Annotated in this window: 13 protein-coding genes and 1 tRNA gene; 9 read left to right on the forward strand and 5 right to left on the reverse strand. The window is 73.1% G+C overall.

What is annotated here, in order from left to right:
• Positions 1-281: 281 nt before the first annotated feature.
• Positions 282-1,370: a ThiF family adenylyltransferase gene (locus tag AC07BF_RS36195; protein ID WP_478334496.1), complete on the reverse strand. Its 1,089-nt coding sequence runs from the start codon at positions 1,368-1,370 to the stop codon at positions 282-284.
• 324 nt (positions 1,371-1,694) lie between these two features.
• Here AC07BF_RS36195 and AC07BF_RS36200 point away from each other — a divergent pair, with 324 nt between their 5' ends.
• Entirely contained in the window at positions 1,695-2,351 is a 657-nt protein-coding gene (locus AC07BF_RS36200) for a M48 metallopeptidase family protein (protein ID WP_371517208.1), read from the forward strand.
• Positions 2,352-2,504: 153 nt separating this feature from the next.
• On the opposite strand, the gene AC07BF_RS36205 is transcribed toward AC07BF_RS36200, so the two are convergent.
• Together AC07BF_RS36205 and AC07BF_RS36210 are read right to left on the reverse strand one after the other, a co-directional pair.
• Entirely contained in the window at positions 2,505-3,068 is a 564-nt protein-coding gene (locus tag AC07BF_RS36205; protein WP_363586992.1) for an NUDIX hydrolase, read from the reverse strand.
• A 20-nt stretch (positions 3,069-3,088) separates the two neighbouring features.
• Entirely contained in the window at positions 3,089-4,651 is a 1,563-nt protein-coding gene (locus AC07BF_RS36210; RefSeq protein WP_363586988.1) for a zinc-dependent metalloprotease, read from the reverse strand.
• A 200-nt stretch (positions 4,652-4,851) separates the two neighbouring features.
• Here AC07BF_RS36210 and AC07BF_RS36215 point away from each other — a divergent pair, with 200 nt between their 5' ends.
• The 4 genes from AC07BF_RS36215 (at position 4,852) to AC07BF_RS36230 (ending at position 8,162) form a co-directional block, all read left to right on the forward strand.
• A complete protein-coding gene (locus AC07BF_RS36215) occupies positions 4,852-6,000 on the forward strand; it encodes an NAD-dependent epimerase/dehydratase family protein (RefSeq protein WP_107452871.1) in 1,149 nt (382 codons plus the stop codon).
• 108 nt (positions 6,001-6,108) lie between these two features.
• Positions 6,109-6,549 (forward strand): molybdenum cofactor biosynthesis protein MoaE, encoded by a 441-nt coding sequence (locus tag AC07BF_RS36220; RefSeq protein WP_350879704.1) that lies wholly within the window; start codon positions 6,109-6,111, stop codon positions 6,547-6,549.
• Between the two features lie 263 nt (positions 6,550-6,812).
• Positions 6,813-7,004, forward strand: a complete 192-nt coding sequence (locus tag AC07BF_RS36225; protein ID WP_350879703.1) for a hypothetical protein — start codon at positions 6,813-6,815, stop codon at positions 7,002-7,004.
• Between the two features lie 42 nt (positions 7,005-7,046).
• On the forward strand, positions 7,047-8,162 hold the full coding sequence (locus AC07BF_RS36230; protein ID WP_363586987.1) for a YlbL family protein: 1,116 nt from the start codon (positions 7,047-7,049) through the stop codon (positions 8,160-8,162).
• Positions 8,163-8,228: 66 nt separating this feature from the next.
• On the opposite strand, the gene AC07BF_RS36235 is transcribed toward AC07BF_RS36230, so the two are convergent.
• Entirely contained in the window at positions 8,229-8,810 is a 582-nt protein-coding gene (locus AC07BF_RS36235; RefSeq protein ID WP_363586986.1) for a PPA1309 family protein, read from the reverse strand.
• Positions 8,811-9,000: 190 nt separating this feature from the next.
• On the opposite strand from AC07BF_RS36235, the gene AC07BF_RS36240 reads away from it, so the two are divergent.
• From AC07BF_RS36240 to AC07BF_RS36250, 3 genes are all read left to right on the forward strand, one after another.
• Complete coding sequence (locus AC07BF_RS36240; RefSeq protein ID WP_400806468.1) at positions 9,001-11,970, forward strand: UPF0182 family membrane protein; 2,970 nt, start codon at positions 9,001-9,003, stop codon at positions 11,968-11,970.
• Positions 11,971-12,046: 76 nt separating this feature from the next.
• Positions 12,047-12,120 (forward strand) — tRNA-Met (locus tag AC07BF_RS36245).
• Between the two features lie 356 nt (positions 12,121-12,476).
• Positions 12,477-14,453, forward strand: a complete 1,977-nt coding sequence (locus AC07BF_RS36250) for a tetratricopeptide repeat protein (RefSeq protein ID WP_363586984.1) — start codon at positions 12,477-12,479, stop codon at positions 14,451-14,453.
• Positions 14,454-14,516: 63 nt separating this feature from the next.
• On the opposite strand, the gene AC07BF_RS36255 is transcribed toward AC07BF_RS36250, so the two are convergent.
• The gene (locus tag AC07BF_RS36255; RefSeq protein WP_063347892.1) at positions 14,517-14,936 is read right to left on the reverse strand and encodes a Fur family transcriptional regulator; all 420 of its coding nucleotides are present in this window, start codon (positions 14,934-14,936) and stop codon (positions 14,517-14,519) included.
• A gap of 103 nt (positions 14,937-15,039) precedes the next feature.
• Here AC07BF_RS36255 and AC07BF_RS36260 point away from each other — a divergent pair, with 103 nt between their 5' ends.
• Complete coding sequence (locus AC07BF_RS36260) at positions 15,040-16,515, forward strand: catalase (RefSeq protein WP_400806464.1); 1,476 nt, start codon at positions 15,040-15,042, stop codon at positions 16,513-16,515.
• The last annotated feature ends 114 nt before the right edge of the window (positions 16,516-16,629 follow it).

Here is a 16,629-nt window from a genome sequence, read left to right on the forward strand (position 1 = left end):
TGGGCTCACCTGGCCATGGGCTCACCTGGCCATGGGCTCACCTGGCCATGGGCTCACCTGGCCATGGGCTCACCTGGCCATGGGCTCACCTGGCCATGGGCTCACCTGGCCATGGGCTCACCTGGCCATGGGCTCACCTGGCCATGGGCTCACCTGGCCGGGCGCCGGCCCGGTCCGCCGTGGCGTGGGGCCGGGCGGCTGCCGAGCCTCGCAGCCGCCGGGCCCGCGCCCGGTAGGTTCTCTCCTCGGCCAGGCCCGCGCCCGGCAGGTTCCTCTCCTCCTCACCTCGGTGGCTGCGGCTGCCAGAGGCACCCGCAGTCCGGGTGTCCGCGCAGTCGCAGACGTCGTGGCATCCCTTCGCCGGCCGACACCTCGCACCACCCGTCCACGCTCGGCGGCCGCCCGCCGTCCAGGTGGACCTGGACGTGCAGCGCCGCCAGGCCGGCCACCATCGTGGCCAGGGCCGTGTCGCAGGCCGGGGTGCGCGCCCGGCCGGGCCCGCCGTCCGCCAGCTGGGCCAGGATCCGGGGCCAGCCGGCGTCCTCGTCCTCCCGGCGCAGGACCAGGCAGTGTCCGCAGGCCGACACCCCTGGCAGCACCAGGGGCCCGACCACCCCGAACTCCTCGACCACTCCGACGTACAGGTGCGGCACCCCGGCCCGGAGCAGCAGTCGGGCCTCGTACGTCCCGCCGGCGAACGCCCCGCTCCCGTCCCGGGGCGCGAGCACCACCAGGTCGGGCGGCGGCCCGTCGGGCTTTCGCCGGGGCACGGGCACCAGTGGTCGGCCCGCCGCCCGTTGCACGGCCTCCCGGGCGGCCGTCAACCGCAGCCGCCCGACGTCCCCCGGCGGCAGTCCTGCCGGGGAGCAGTCCCCGGGGCGCACCCGGCCGCCGTCCACCACGGTGACCGTGCCCGCCCCGCCGGCCGAGAGCACGGCCGCCACGGCGGCGCCCACCCGGCCCGCGCCGCGGACCTCGATCCGGGCGCCTGCCCGCCGGGCCAGGACGGCCGGTGCGGCGCCGGGGCCGGAGTGGACCAGGGACAGCGAGGCGAGGTCGGGGCCGAGCAGGTCCCGGTGGGGCTGGGGGAAGCGGGCCAGTGCGGTGCCGGCCGCCTCCGCGTCGTCCAGTAACCCGGTCTCCTCCAGGTCGGTCAGCAGTGCGTCGGCGGGCTCCCGGCCGAGGCCGAGCTGCTCGCCGGCCTCCAGCAGTTCGGGGCGGTCCCTGGTCCCGTCGACCAGGCCGAGGAAGTCGCAGAGGGTCTTGTCGGCCTGGCCGAGCACCCCGGCGTAGCGGGTGATGGTCCCGAACTGCAGGGTGTCGGAGTCCCGCCAGCTGCGGGACAGGGCGGGCTTCAGTACGAGGCGCACGGCGATCTCCCTTCCGATCGTTTCCGGACGGCTGACCGCAGCATGCCCCATCGCGCCGACGTCGTGAGCAAAGTTATCCACAGGCCCAGGCTCATGATCACATCATCTGTTCGCAGACCCTGTGGATAACCGCCCATCCGCTCCGGCGCCGGTTTCCGGACATCCGCCGTCGACTTTTCGTTCCCGATCACTCCATGAAAGATTTCGGCCACGGCACCGGACTTCTGTCCGTGGTACCGGGTAACGTCGTGTGCCATGGCAGCCGAGCGGGACTCCCATCCACCGGCGTCGCGTCGGCGTGCCCGTGCAGCGTCCGGGTCGCAAGTGGCGGCGCCCAGCACGCGTGGGCGTCGGGACCAGGATCAGCAGGCGAGGCCCGCGTCGCCGCAGCACCCACCCGCCGCAGCGCCACCGGAGCCGCACGACCGCGGCCGGGTGGAAGTGCGCCGCAGCGCCCGTCGCAGCCGCACCGTCTCGGCCTACCGCGAGGGCGACCGCACGATCGTGCTGATCCCGGCCCGGATGTCGCACGCCGAGGAGCAGCGCTGGGTCGCGCAGATGCTGGAGAAGCTCGCCGCCCAGGAGAGCCGCCGGATCCTCGGCGACGACGCGCTGATGGACCGGGCGCGCGGGCTGTCGGCCGCCTACCTGGGCGATCGCGCCCGGCCCGCCCAGGTCCGCTGGGTCACCAACCAGAACTCGCGCTGGGGCTCGTGCACCCCCAGCGAGGGGACGATCCGCCTCTCCCACCGTCTGCAGGGCATGCCGGAGTACGTCCTGGACTACGTGCTGCTGCACGAGCTCGCCCACCTGCTGGTGCCGGACCACGGCCCGGCGTTCTGGGCCCTGCTGGAGGCCTACCCCCGGACGGAACGGGCCCGCGGCTACCTGGAGGGCGTGGTCTCGGCGGCCCGGCTGCCGCACATCCCCGGCGCCCGGCACGCCGACCGGGATGCCGATCCGGCCTGTTCCTGCGGCTGACGGCTTGACGCCCGGCCGGGAGGCGGCGGCGGAGAGGGTGGCGAGGAGAACGATGCGGGGAACGATGCGGGGAACGAAAAGAGGGGGCGGGGGGGGGGGGCGCCCCCCCCCCCCCCCCCCCCCCCCCCCCCCCCCCCCTCTTCGCGTTTCACCTCAGCTGGTCAGCCGGCGGGCCCGTGCCACCAGGTCCCGCACCGAGTGGTCGGTCAACTCCGGCAGCCGGTCGTAGTCGAACCAGCGCAGGTCCAGCGACTCCTCGCTGATCAGCGCCTGCGCACCGGCCGGTGCCACCGCGATGTACTGGACGTCCAGGTGGGTGTTCTCCGGCCGGTCCTTGCCGGTGCAGCGGACCCGGTGCCGGTCCAGCTTGGCCGGCACCGGGACGCCGTCCAGCTCCAGCAGGGCCAGGTCGGGGATGCCGGACTCCTCGACGGCCTCCCGCAGCGCCGCCGACGCGAGGTCCCGGTCGTCGGGCTCGCAGTGCCCGCCCATCTGCAGCCAGATGCCGACCTTGGGGTGCAGGGTGAGCAGCACCCGCCCGGCCGCCGGGTCGACGACCGCCGCGCTCGCGGTGATGTGCGCGGGCAGGCAGGACCGGTACAGGCCCTCGGGCTGCTCGGCCAGGTGCGCCAGGTAGTCGAGCCGCAGCCGGTCCTGCTCCTCGTCGGCGGGGCGCCACCCGGTCAGGGTGCGCACGGCGTCCGCGTGCAGGGACATCGCCCCGGTGTCGGTGGCCGTCATGCGGTGGGCTCGCCCTTTCCGTCGGTGCCGTCGCCGTCGCCGTCCCGCTTCGGCTCCTCGCTCTTCGCCGGCCCGTCGTTCTTGGTGAGGTCCGGCTTGGCGGCGGTGCCGCCCGCGGCGGCCTCGCCGAGCAGCTTGTCGATCGCGTCGAAGTCGAGGCCGCCCTCCAGGTCGCCGGTGCCCCGGTGCACGAAGGCGTCCGGGTCGTCCAGGTCGGCGGCGGTGGGCAGCATGTCCGGGTGCTGCCAGAGCGCGTCGCGGCCCTCGATGCCGCGCGCGTCGGCGAGCAGCGCCCACAGCCGGGCGGCGTCGCGCAGCCGGCGCGGGCGCAGCTCCAGGCCGACCAGGGTGGCGAAGGTCTGCTCGGCGGGCCCGCCGGCGGCGCGGCGGCGGCGGACGGTCTCGCGCAGCGCGCCGGCCTGCGGCAGGTGCGGTTCGGCGGCGGCGTGCACGACCGCGTCGACCCAGCCTTCGAGCAGCGCGAGCGCGGTCTCCAGGCGGGCGAGCGCGGCCTTCTGCTCGGGGGTGTCCTCGGGCTGGAGCAGCCCGCCGGCCAGCGCCTCCTGGAGCGCCTCCGGGTTGTTCGGGTCGAGCTGGCCGACGAGCTCCTCCATCCGGGAGGTGTCGACCTTGATGCCGCGGGCGTAGGCCTCGACGGCGCCGAGCAGGTGGGCCCGCAGCCACGGCACGTGGGCGAAGAGCCGCTGGTGGGCGGCCTCGCGCAGGGCGAGGTAGAGCCGGACTTCGTCGGCGGGCACGTTGAGGCCCTCGCCGAACTCGGCGACGTTCTGCGGCAGCAGTGCGGCCTTGCCGGCCGGGGCGAGCGGCAGGCCGACGTCGGCGGAGCCGACCACCTCGGCGGCGAGGGCGCCGAGCGCCTGGCCGATCTGGGTGCCGAACATGGCGCCGCCCATCGAGCGCATCATGCCCATCAGCGGGCCGGCCATGGCCTGCATCTCCTCGGGCAGGACGCCGCCCATGGCGTTGCCGACCCGCTCGGCGACCGGGTCGACGAGGTCCTTCCAGACCGGGAGGGTGGCCTCGATCCACTCGGCGCGGCTCCAGGCGACGGCGGTGCCGGCGCCGGAGGGGAACTCGGTGGCGCCGTCGAGCCACAGGTCGGCGAGCCGGACGGCCTCGGCGACGGCGGAGTGCTCGGCGGCGCTGACCGAGCGGTCCTTGCTCTTGCCCTCGGCGGGTTCGGCGACGACGCTCTGGCGGGCGATGTTCTTGGCGAGGTCCCAGTTCACCGGGCCGCCCTCGAACGAGAGCATCTGCCCGAGCTGCTGGAACGCGCTGCCGAGGTCGTTGGGGTTGAGGCCGCCGAACATCGCGGCGAACGGGTTGTCGGCCCCGCCGGGGCCGCCCGGGGCTCCGCCGCCGGGCATGCCGAACAGCGCGCCGAACGGGTTGCCGGCGCCGAAGCCGAACGGCTGCGCGCCGCTCTGGTCGGAGCCTGCGGAGCCCTGGTCCTTCTTCTGCTGCTCGTTGTCGGGCTTGGCCTTGCCGTCCTCGGGCTCCTCGGGCGGAACGCCGAATCCGAAGGGAAGGTCGCTCACGGGGTCCTCGATCCGGTCGGCCGTCATACGGGTGTGGCGGGAAGTGCTGCCCGCCCGGGGCACCAGCGGAGTGGGGGACTCGTGGGCGGCTCCAGTGCGGCAGGCCCGCGCCGGGTGCACCGCCGGGCCTTCGCCTCGGGCAGGATGGACGTACGTGACACACGTCCGTACGCACATAAGCTAACCGTGGAGGATGGTCGGTGAGTTCCCCGCCTTCGGACGTTCGCTCTGGGCTGACCGGAGACGAGGACGCCCCGGACATCACGGCGTCGCCGCCTCCAGCCTACGGCGGACGGCCGCTGACCGTGGCCGTCACCGGTGCCGCCGGCGTGATCGGCGAACGGGTCGCGGCCCGTCTGGTCGCCTCGCCGCACGTGCGCAGGGTGCTGGCGGTGGACGACCGGCGCGGTGAGGTGCCGGGTGTGCAGTGGCGGGTGCTGGACGTGCGCGACCCCGCGGTGGCCGAGCGGCTGTCCGGGGTGGACGTGGTGGTGCACCTGGCGATGGACTTCGGCATGGAGTCGGATCCGCGCGCCCGCAGCGCCTACAACGTGCGCGGCGCGCAGACCGTGCTGACGGCGGCCGCGGCCGCCGGGGTGCACCGGGTGGTGCTCTGCACCTCCGCGATGGTCTACGGCGCGCTGGCCGACAACGAGGTGCCGCTGGCCGAGGACTCCGAGCTGCGGGCGACCGAGGAGGCCTCGCTGGTTGGGGACCTGCTGGAGATCGAGCGCCTGGCCCGCCGGGCGCCGCGCGCCCACCCGGGGCTGCAGGTGACGGTGCTGCGTCCGGCGGTGGTGGTCGGCCCCGGCGTGGACACCGTGCTGACCCGGCACTTCGAGGCGCCGAGGCTGCTGGTGGTGGCCGGTTCCCGCCCGTGCTGGCAGTTCTGCCACGTGGACGACCTGGCGGCGGCGCTGGAGTACGCGGCGCTGGGCCTGGTGGAGGGCGAGGTGACGGTCGGCTGTGACGGCTGGCTGGAGCAGGAGGACGTGGAGCGGCTGTCGGGGATCCGGCGGATGGAGTTGCCGGCCTCGCTGGCGCTGGGCACCGCGGCCCGGCTGCACCGGCTGGGCCTGACCCCGGCCCCGGCGGGGGACCTGGCCTACACGATGTACCCGTGGGTGGTGTCCGGCAGCCGGCTGCACGAGGCGGGCTGGCGTCCGGAGCACAGCAACGAGCAGGTGCTGGCCGAGCTGCTGGGCCAGGTCGCCGGGAAGCACGCGGTGGCCGGGCGCCGGCTGGGCGGCAAGGAGGCCGCGACCAGCCTGGGGGCGGCCGGGGCGACGGTGGCGCTGGTCGGTACGGCCGCGCTGGTGCGCCGGGCCCGCAAGCGGCGCCGCTTCTGAGACCGGCGGCCCCGAGGGACGGGCAGGTTTTCTCACGATGCGGAATCCCGCCATCGTGATGCGGAACCTGCTTGCCTCAAACCACCCGGGATGGGGAATCATGGGGGCATGTCCGAGAACCACGACCCCATCCGCCTGCTCGCCATCCGCGACACCCCGCTCTCGCTGGACGAGGTGTACGAGGCGGTCGGCGACGACGCGGCCGGCGGGACGACCGTCTTCGTCGGGACGGTCCGCGACCACGACGGCGGCAAGTCGGTCACCGCGCTGGAATACAGCTGCCACCCCACCGCCGAGCAGGAGATGCGCCGGATCGCCGAGAAGGTCGTCGCCGACTTCCCGGTGCGGGCGCTGGCCGCGGTGCACCGGGTCGGCCGGCTGGAGATCACCGACAAGGCGGTGATCGTCGCCGTGTCCTGCGCCCACCGGGGCGAGGCCTTCGCGGCCGCCCGGCGGCTGATCGACGACCTCAAGCACGAGGTGCCGATCTGGAAGCACCAGGTCTTCACCGACGGCGAGGAGGAGTGGGTCGGCGCCGGCAGTTGCTGACCCGGGTGCCCCTGTGGATCGGACCGGATCGGACCGGGGCGGACCCGAAAAGGGCGATTGGCTGCGGAGAGTGGCCACCTGCGCACGGAATGCGACGAACATGCCGGGCGGGCCGGGCTCTCACTCGAACGGGTCTGGGTCAGTGGGCCGAATACTCCCTGGCAGTGAGCCGATCGGCCGTCCCGTAACCCGGACGGCGCCGGCCGCGTTGTCCGCCGGAGTGGTTAATCTGCTCATAGACACGACGAGCTGGGAGTACTGATATGGGTGCGCTCGCCTGGTTGATCATTCCGGTCATCGCCGTCCTGCTCGCCGCCCTGTGGGCGGGCTGGGCCCAGCGTGCCCCGAGAGCCACGGGGGACCCGGCCTCGCTCGCCGAGCACCGGCGCTTCATGGCCGCGATGGAACGCACCACCGCCGGAAGCGCCGCCTCCGAGGACGGTTCCGGCCGCTAGCCCGGGGGGCGCCCGCTCATCCGCGTCCCGTACTGTCGAGGCATGCCACGCCGCTCCGCGACGATGCTCGCTGCCACCCTGCTGCTCATAGCGCTGCTCTGCGTCTCGGTGCTGATGAAGGTGCCGTACACGGAGATGAGTCCGGGGCCGACGTACAACACGCTCGGCAACCAGGGGGGCAAGTCGGTGATCACCATCACCGGGCGCGACTCGTACCCGACCACCGGGCACCTCAACATGACCACCGTCCAGGTCACCGGGGCCAAGTACGAGCCCAGCCTGGTCAACGCGGTGGTCGGGTGGCTGCGCGACGACGTGATGGTCGTGCCGCACGACAACGTCTACCCGAAGGGGCAGACGGACGCCGACGCCAAGAAGCAGAACGCCGAGGAGTTCGCCTCCTCCGAGGACAGCGCCCGCACCGCCGCGCTCAACCAGATGGGCATCCCGGTCGGCACCGAGCTGATCATCAAATCGGTCACGGCGGGGGCTCCGGCGGAGGGCCGGCTGCACGCGGGCGACCAGATCGTGGCCGTCGACGGCACGCCGGTCAGCACGGCCGAGCAGGTGGTGGCCGCGGTCACCAGGCACAAGCCGGGTGAGTCGGTGGTCTTCACCGTGGTCCCGCGGGTCAAGGACGCGACCGGCAACGGCGGCGCCAACCCGGGGGACCGGACCGACGTCACCGTCCCCACCGTGCGGGCCAAGGACCTCGACCCGAAGGCCCCGGCCGAGCGGGCGGAACTCGCGGTGGTCGGCATCGGCACCACGATCCGGCACACCTACCCGTTCCAGATCGACATCGGCCTCCAGGACGTCGGCGGGCCGAGCGCCGGACTGATGTTCTCGCTCGGCATCATCGACAAGCTCACCCCCGGCGGCGACCTCACCGGCGGCCGGTTCGTGGCGGGTACCGGCACCATCGACGACGACGGCAAGGTCGGCCCGATCGGCGGGATATCGATGAAGCTGATCGCCGCCCGGGACGCCGGCGCCGAGTACTTCTTCACCCCGTCCTCGAACTGCGCCGAGGCGACCAAGAACGTCCCGTCCGGGCTGAACCTGATCAAGACGGACACGCTGGACGGCGCGCTGAAGTCGCTGGAGCAGATCCGCTCCGGGCAGACCTCCGCGCTGCCGTCCTGCGCCGTGAAGTAGTGCCGTGAAGTAATGCCGTGACGTAGTGCGGTGAACGTGAAGGGGTGCCGCCGGGGCGGCCGGGGGCTACGAGAAGGTCGCCAGCAGCGCCGCGGTCAGGCCGGGCACCAGGTCCGGGCCGGTCAGCACCTCGCGGGCGACGTCCTTGGAGCGCAGCCGCAGCGCGATCTCCTTCTTGCCGTTGCGCAGCACGGCGGCGGTGATCCGCACCTCCTCGCGCTTGGGGTGGTTGGCCACCCACTCGGCGAGCTGGGCGTCGCTGGCGTTGCGCGGGCGGGTCTGCTCGGAGCCCGGAGGCAGCATCAGGCGCTCGACGACCAGGGCGCAGCCGACCACCGCGTCGGGCCAGGCGATGGTGCCGAGGAACTTGTCCAGCTCCATGCCGGCCGGCAGCTCGTCCTGCTCGACCGGGGTGAGGCCGGCCGTGTCGTCGTCGCCGAGGCCGAGCTGGGCGGCGATCTTCGGGTCGGCCTTGCGCAGGGCGGTGCTGTCCACCAGGGCGAACAGCCGGGCCGGGAGGTCCCAGCCGAGCGTGGCGGCGTACTCGTCGATCTCCAGCGCGGCCCGGGTGAGCGGGGTGGCGGCGGGGAGCTTGGAGACGTCGTCGGGGGAGCCGGGGGTGTTGAGTGCATTGGACGCGTCGGACATGCCTCAATCCTCACACGCCGGGCGGGGGCCCGGGCGCCGGGCGCCGCCGGTGGGCCGGGGAGCGGCCGGGACGGGGAACGGCGTCGTAACCGTCTGCTAACGGTGGGAACTCGGCCAAAGCCTGGTTAAGTTTCCCTGAAGACCGACTGACTCCAGACGACACAGCTGAGGTGCCACCGTGGTATTCCAGATGCCGGAACGCTCAGGGCCGGGTTTCCGGCGCAGGGTAGGGCCGCCCTCCCGGCGGGCGCGGGTGGCCCTGCTGACCCTGGGCGTGCTCGCGGTGCTGTTCCTGCTGTTCGTCATGTTCGCCGGGTTCTGGACGGACTGGCTGTGGTTCAGATCCGTCCGTTACTCCTCGGTGTTCACCACGCAGCTGTGGACGAAGATCGGCCTGTTCGCGGTGTTCGGCCTGCTGATGGCGGTGATCGTCGGCTTCAACGTCTGGCTGGCGCACCGGCTGCGGCCGCCGCTGTCGGCGATGTCGGTCGAGCAGCAGAGCCTGGACCGCTACCGGTCGGGCCTGGCGCCGTTCAAGCGCTGGGCGCTGATCGGGGTCTCGCTGGTGATCGGCCTGGTGGCGGGCGCCGCGGCGTCCGGCCAGTGGCGGACCTGGCTGATGTGGACGAACGCGACGCCCTTCGGCGAGAAGGACGCCCAGTTCGGCATGGACGTCTCGTTCTACGCCTTCGACCTCCCGTTCTACGAGTTCGTGCTGGGCTTCGCGTTCAGCGCGGTGATCGTCTCGCTGCTGACCTCGGCGCTGGTGCACTACCTGTACGGGGGGCTGCGGCTGCAGGGCCCGGGCCGTCGGGCGAGCGCGGGCGCGCAGGGGCACCTGGCGGTGCTGCTGGGCGTGTTCGTGCTGCTGAAGGCGGTGGCGTACTGGCTGGACCGGTACGCGCTGGCGGTGAAGACCGGCTCCTACAAGGGGGTCTCCGGCTGGACCGGCCTGCGCTACGTGGACGCCAACGCGTTCCTGCCGGCCAAGACGATCCTGTTCTTCGTGGCGATCATCTGCGCGCTGCTGTTCTTCCTGACGCCGGTGCGCCGCACCTGGGCGCCGGCCCTGATCGGGCTGGGGCTGATGGTGCTGTCGGCGGTGCTGATCGGCGGGCTGTACCCGGCGATCGTGCAGCAGTTCCAGGTCAAGCCGAACGAGCAGGCCAAGGAAACGCCGTACATCCAGAAGAACATCGACGCGACGCGGCAGGCGTACGGGATCGCGGACGCGCAGACCACCCAGTACAGCCCGCAGGGGTCGACGACGGCCGAGGCGCTCAAGCCGGACGCGCAGACCATCTCCGACATCCGGCTGCTGGACCCGAACGTCGTCTCGCCGACCTTCCAGTCGATCGAGCAGCAGCGCAACTACTACGCCTTCCCGAACACCCTGGACGTGGACCGCTACGGCTCCGGCACGGACAAGCAGGACACCGTGATCGGCCTGCGCGAGCTGGACCTCAACGGCGTGCAGCGCAACTGGATCAACGACCACTTCAAGTACACCCACGGCTACGGCGCGGTCGTCGCCAAGGGCAACCAGGTCAGCGACAAGGGCGAGCCGGTGTTCACCGAGTCCGGCCTGCCGGCCACCGGCGCGCTGGGCGACTACCAGCAGCGGATCTACTACGGCGAGAAGACGACGTCGTACTCGATCGTCGGCGGCTCGAACAAGGAGATCGACTACACCACCAAGACCGGCGAGAACAAGGAGTACACCTACACCGGCAACAGCGGTGTCTCGCTGGACAACCCGATCACCCGGGCCGCGTACGCGGTGCGCTTCGCCGAGCCGCAGATCCTGTACGCGGGGGCGATCACCGACGGCGCGAAGGTGATCTACAACCGGACGCCGAAGGAGCGGGTGGAGAAGGTCGCCCCGTGGCTGTCGATCGACGCCGACGCGTACCCGGTGGTGCAGGACGGCCGGGTGGTCTGGGTGCTGGACGGCTACACCACCTCGGACGGCTACCCGTTCTCGTCGAAGACGACGCTGGGCACCGCGACCAAGGACTCGCTGACCAACCAGCGCGGTGAGCTGCTGACCGTCGCCAACCAGGTCAACTACATCCGCAACTCGGTCAAGGCCACGGTGGACGCCTACACCGGCGAGGTGAAGCTCTACCAGTGGGACGACCAGGACCCGGTGCTGAAGACCTGGATGAAGGCGTTCCCCGGCACCGTCGAGCCGAAGGCGGACATCCCGGGCACGCTGCTGCCGCACCTGCGCTACCCGCAGGACATGTTCAAGGTGCAGCGCGACCTGCTCGGCCAGTACCACGTGACCGACGCCAACTCCTTCTTCAACGGCAGCGACATCTGGCAGATCCCGGTCGACCCGACCAGCGACACCAAGCAGGTCCAGCCGCCGTACTACGTGACGGTGCGGATGCCGGACCCGCAGGTCACCTCGGCGAGCTTCTCGCTGACCACGACCTTCGTGCCCAACGGCCGCCCGAACCTGGCCGCGTTCATGGCCGTCAACGCCGATCCGGGACCGGACTACGGGAAGATCCGCATCCTGAAGATCTCGGGGGACAACAGCGCCCCCGGCCCGGGCCTGGTGCAGTCGACGTTCAACTCCCGGCAGGAGGTGGCCTCGCAGATCTTCGCGCTGAAGAGCGGCGGTGACACCGAGCTGGAGTACGGCAACCTGCTGACCCTGCCGGTCGGCGGCGGGCTGCTCAACGTCGAGCCGGTGTACGTGCGCGGACGCGGCGCCAAGTACCCGACGCTGCAGAAGGTGCTGGCGGTGTACGGGAACGACAACGTGGCGTTCGAGAACACCCTGGAGGACGCGCTGAAGAAGGTGTTCGCCGGGGCGGCCCCGGGGACCACGCCGACCGCGCCGTCCACGCCGAACAACCCGGGGACGCCCACCAATCCGGGGACGTCGACCGGTCCGGGGACGGCGACGCCGGGCGGGACGATCTCGCCGGAGCTGCAGAAGGCGCTCGGGGACGCGGAGAAGGCGTACAACGACAGCCAGACCGCGTTCAAGAACGGCGACTGGGTGGCCTACGGCAACGCCCAGAAGGCGCTGGGCGATGCGCTGAAGGCGGCCGAGGCGGCCCGCGGCGGGAGCCCGGTGCAGGCCCCGACGCCGGGTGCGACCCCGGGTGCGACGCCGACCGGATCGCCGTCCGGGCAGCCGTAGCCGCAGCCGTAGCCCGCTGAGCTGCGGCAACCGATTCCTGTTCCACCCCGCACCCGTGCTATGGTTCAACTACCGACGCGGGGTGGAGCAGCTCGGTAGCTCGCTGGGCTCATAACCCAGAGGTCGCAGGTTCAAATCCTGTCCCCGCTACTCAGTGGCCAGAGGCCCGGAGGATTCTTCCTCCGGGCCTCTGGCGTTTTTCCCCCGAAGCGGTGGGAACCGCTCCGGTACCATCAACCGTCGCCAACGACGACGGCACGGGGTTTGTGGGGCCCGAGTGTCGGGAAATCGACAAAGCGCCGAAGCAATTTCGTCGGCTTCGGGTCGGCCCCGCCCGAATTCGGCCGGGGCAGGTGTACGCGGGTTGCGGGTGGTGCGACGATGGGACACATGGGGGACGGTGCGCGGCTGCTGACCGGCCGTCGGTTCCGGTACCTCCCCTGGGGGTCCCCCCGGCCGCGGGCCGGGGCACGATGCCGCGACACTCTGGGGGAGCGGGAGTCGGCATGAGGCTGATCGGCAAGAACGGGTCAGGCACCAAGTCCGCGGCGGCCACCGAGGCGGACACCGACGCCTGGGCGGAGAGCCCCGAGAGCCGCCCCGGAGCCCTGCCCGCCCAGCGCACCAGCGGCCTGTCCGAGCGCCCCCCGGTCGCCGGCTACGGCCCCGACAGCCTGGTCCGCGTGCCCACCCGTCAGTTCGCCGACGCCGTCCGCCCGTACGGGCCCGACGGCGCCGCCGCCGACGGCCCGAACGCCGCCGCACTCGACCCGGCCGGCCTGGACACCACCAGCTTCGAGACCGCGCTGGCCGCCCGCGAGAGCGCCGCGCTGGAGGCCCGCCACCGGCAGGCCGCCGACGACGGCGACCCGGACGCCGCCAGCCGGCTCGGCACCCTGCTGCTGCGCCGCGGCGACCTGGAGGACGCCGAGCCCTACCTGCGCGCCGCCGCGGCCGCCGGGACGCGCGCCGCCGCCAACAACCTCGGCGTGCTGCTGCACCAGCAGGGCCACCGCGCCGAGGCCGCCCAGTGGTGGCGCCAGGCCGCGGTGGCCGGCAGCGCCCCCGCCGCGCACGCGCTCGGGCTCCAACTGCGCGACCAGGGCGAGGAGGAGGCCGCCGAGTACTGGCTGCACTTCGCCGCCGACCACGGCCACCCGCTCGGCGCCTACGCGCTGGGCGACCTGATGGAGCACCGGCGCGACGTGCGCGCCGAGCGCTGGTTCAAGGTCTCCGCCGACGCCGGGCACCGGGAGGCCGCCTACCGGCTGGCCCGGATGCGCGAGGCCGCCGGGGACAAGGAGATCGCCGAGGCCTGGTACCGCACCGCCGGCGCCCGCGGCCACGCCCGCGCCGCGCTGCGCCTGGGCGTGCTGCTGGAGGAGCGTGCCGCCACCGACCAGCCGCTGCTGGAGGAGGCCGCCCGCTGGTACCGGCAGTCCGCACAGAACGGCGAGCCGCGGGCCGCCTGCGCGCTGGGCTTTCTGCTGCGCGACTCCGGGGACCTGGCCGCCGCCGCCGAGTGGTGGCGGGAGGCCGCCGAGGCCGGCGACGGCAACGCCGCCAACGCGCTGGGCGCCCTGCACGCCGGCCGCGGCGAGTCCAAGGAGGCCGAGCACTGGTACCGCACCGCCCTGGACGCGGGCGACCAGAACGGCGCCTTCAACCTCGGCCTGCTCTGCGTCGCCACCGGCCGCGACCAGCAGGCCGAGCAGTGGTACCGCCGGGCCGCGTACGCCGGGCACCGGGAGGCCTGCAACGCGCTGGCCGTGGTGCTGTTGCAGCGCGGCGAGGAGACCGGCGCCGAGCCGTGGTTCTCCAAGGCGGCCGAGGCCGGCAGCGTGGACGGCGCGTTCAACCTGGGCGTGCTGCACGCCGGGCGCGGCGAGCAGCGGCAGGCCCAGGAGTGGTACGCGCGGGCCGCCGCCGAGGGCCACGGCGAGGCCGCGCTGCAACTGGCCGTCGCCCAGGAGCAGCGGGGCAACCTGGCCGGCGCGCTGGAGCGCTACCGGCAGGCGGCGTCCGGCGGGTCGGCGGAGGGCGCGTTCCGGCTGGCCTCGGTGCTGGACCGGCGCGGTGACGCGGACACCGAGGCCGAGCACTGGTACGCGCTGGCGGCCGATGCCGGGCACCGGCGGGCGCAGGTGCGGATGGGGGTGCGGGCGGCCGAGCGCGGCGCGCTGGAGATCGCCGAGAGCTGGTACCGGCGGGCGGCCGAGGCCGGCAGCCGCAGTGCCGCCTTCAACCTGGGGCTGCTGCTGGCCCGGCAGGACCGCGAGGCGCAGGCGATGCTCTGGTACACCCGGGCGGCCGACGCCGGGCACGGGCGGGCGGCGCTGCGCCTGGCACTGCTGGCGCTGCGCCGGGGGGAGCCGGTGCAGGCGGAGAACTGGTGCCGCCGGGCGGCCGACTACGGGCCGGCCGAGGTGGCGGAGCGGGCCGGGCGCCTGCTGGGCGCGCTGCACGCGGAGCTGAGCGCGTAGGGCGTGTCCGGAGGCCCCCCGGGGCGGCGGTTTCTGGGGCCGTGTTGGTTTCTGGGGGCCGTGTTACGGCGTGCCCGTGCAGTCCGGGCAGAGGCCGCGGTAGGTGACCTCGGCGGTGGTGACGGTGAAGCCGAAGCGTTCGCCGGCCGGGAGGGCGGCGAGCGGGTCGCCGTGCGGGTGGACGTCGCGGATGGCGCCGCAGCCGGAGCAGACCAGGTGCTGGTGGGCGCGGTGGGCGTTGGGGTCGTAGCGCTTGGCGCGTCCGTTGGTGGCGACCTCCAGGACCTCGCCGAGGCCGACCAGTTCGCCGAGGGTGTTGTAGACGGTCGCGCGGCTGATCTCGGGCAGGCGGGCGACGGCGCGGGCGTGCACCTCGTCCGCGGTGAGGTGCACGTGGTCGCCGTCGAGGACCTCGGCCACGACCCGGCGCTGTGAGGTCAGCCGCCAGCCGCGTCCGCGAAGTCGTTCCAGCAGGTCGCTCATGGGAACAGGATAAGTCACGCTCCGAGATTGGCTCCAGTGTTGACTTGGACAAAGTCCAAGTTAGGATCGAGTCGTCACGACCGGATAACGCGGAGGCCCTCTTATGACGACCCAGGACGAGCTGCGCCCCACCCTCACCACGGAGGCGGGTGCCCCCGTCGCCGACAACCAGAACACCGAGACCGCGGGCCCCGGCGGCCCGGCGCTCATCCAGGACCAGCAGCTCTTCGAGAAGCTCGCGCACTTCAACCGCGAGCGGATCCCGGAGCGCGTGGTGCACGCCCGCGGCGCGGCGGCCTACGGCACCTTCACGGTGACCGCCGACCTGACGCCCTACACCCGGGCCTCGTTCCTGTCCGAGGTCGGCAAGCGGACCGAGGTCTTCCTGCGGTTCTCCACCGTGGCCGGCAACCTCGGCTCGGCCGACGCGGTGCGCGACCCGCGCGGCTTCGCGCTGAAGTTCTACACCGAGGAGGGCAACTACGACCTCGTCGGCAACAACACCCCGGTGTTCTTCATCAAGGACGCCGTGAAGTTCCCCGACTTCATCCACACCCAGAAGCGCGACCCGTACACCGGCTCCCAGGAGGCGGACAACGTCTGGGACTTCTGGGGCCTGTCGCCCGAGGCCACCCACCAGGTGACCTGGCTGTTCGGCGACCGCGGCATCCCGGCCAGCTACCGCCACCTCAACGGCTACGGCTCGCACACCTTCCAGTGGCAGAACGAGGCCGGCGAGCACTTCTGGGTCAAGTACCACTTCAAGACCGACCAGGGCATCAGGAACCTCACCCAGGACGAGGCCAACCGGCTGGCCGGCGAGGACCCGGACAGCCACCAGCGCGACCTGCGCGAGTCGATCGAGCGCGGCGAGTTCCCCAGCTGGACCGTGCAGGTCCAGATCATGCCGGCGGCCGACGCGGCGAACTACCGCTTCAACCCCTTCGACCTCACCAAGGTCTGGCCGCACGCCGACTACCCGCCGGTCGAGATCGGCCGGCTGGAGCTCAACCGCAACCCCGACAACGTCTTCGCCGAGGTCGAGCAGTCGATCTTCTCCCCGTCGCACTTCGTGCCCGGCATCGGCCCGTCCCCCGACAAGATGCTGCAGGGCCGCCTGTTCGCGTACGCGGACGCCCACCGCTACCGCGTCGGCATCAACGCCGACCACCTGCCGGTGAACCGCCCGCACGCCACCGAGGCGCGCACCAACAGCCGCGACGGCCACCTGTACGACGGCCGCCACGGCCGACAGAAGAACTACGAGCCGAACAGCTTCGGCGGCCCGGTGCAGACCGGCCGCCCGCTGTGGGCCGCCACCGCGGTCACCGGCGCCACCGGCAACCACGAGGCGCCCTCGCACGCCGAGGACGACGACTTCGTGCAGGCAGGCAACCTGTACCGGCTGTTCTCGGAGGACGAGAAGCAGCGGCTGATCGCCAACCTGGCCGGCTTCATCGCCAAGGTCTCCGCCGACCGCGAGGACATCGTCGAGCGGGCGGTCGACAACTTCCGCAAGGCCGACGCCGACTACGGGCAGCGGCTGGAGGCGGCCGTCCGGGAGCTGCGCAAGCAGTAGCCGGGACGCGCCCCGATGAGCGGCGGGGGGGGGGGGGGGGGGGGGGGGGGGGGGGGGGGGGGGGGGGGGGGGGGGGGGGGGGGGGGGGGGGGGGGGGGGGGGGGGGGGGGGGGG

The sequence above is a fragment of the Kitasatospora sp. NPDC043950 genome (genome assembly GCF_056435345.1).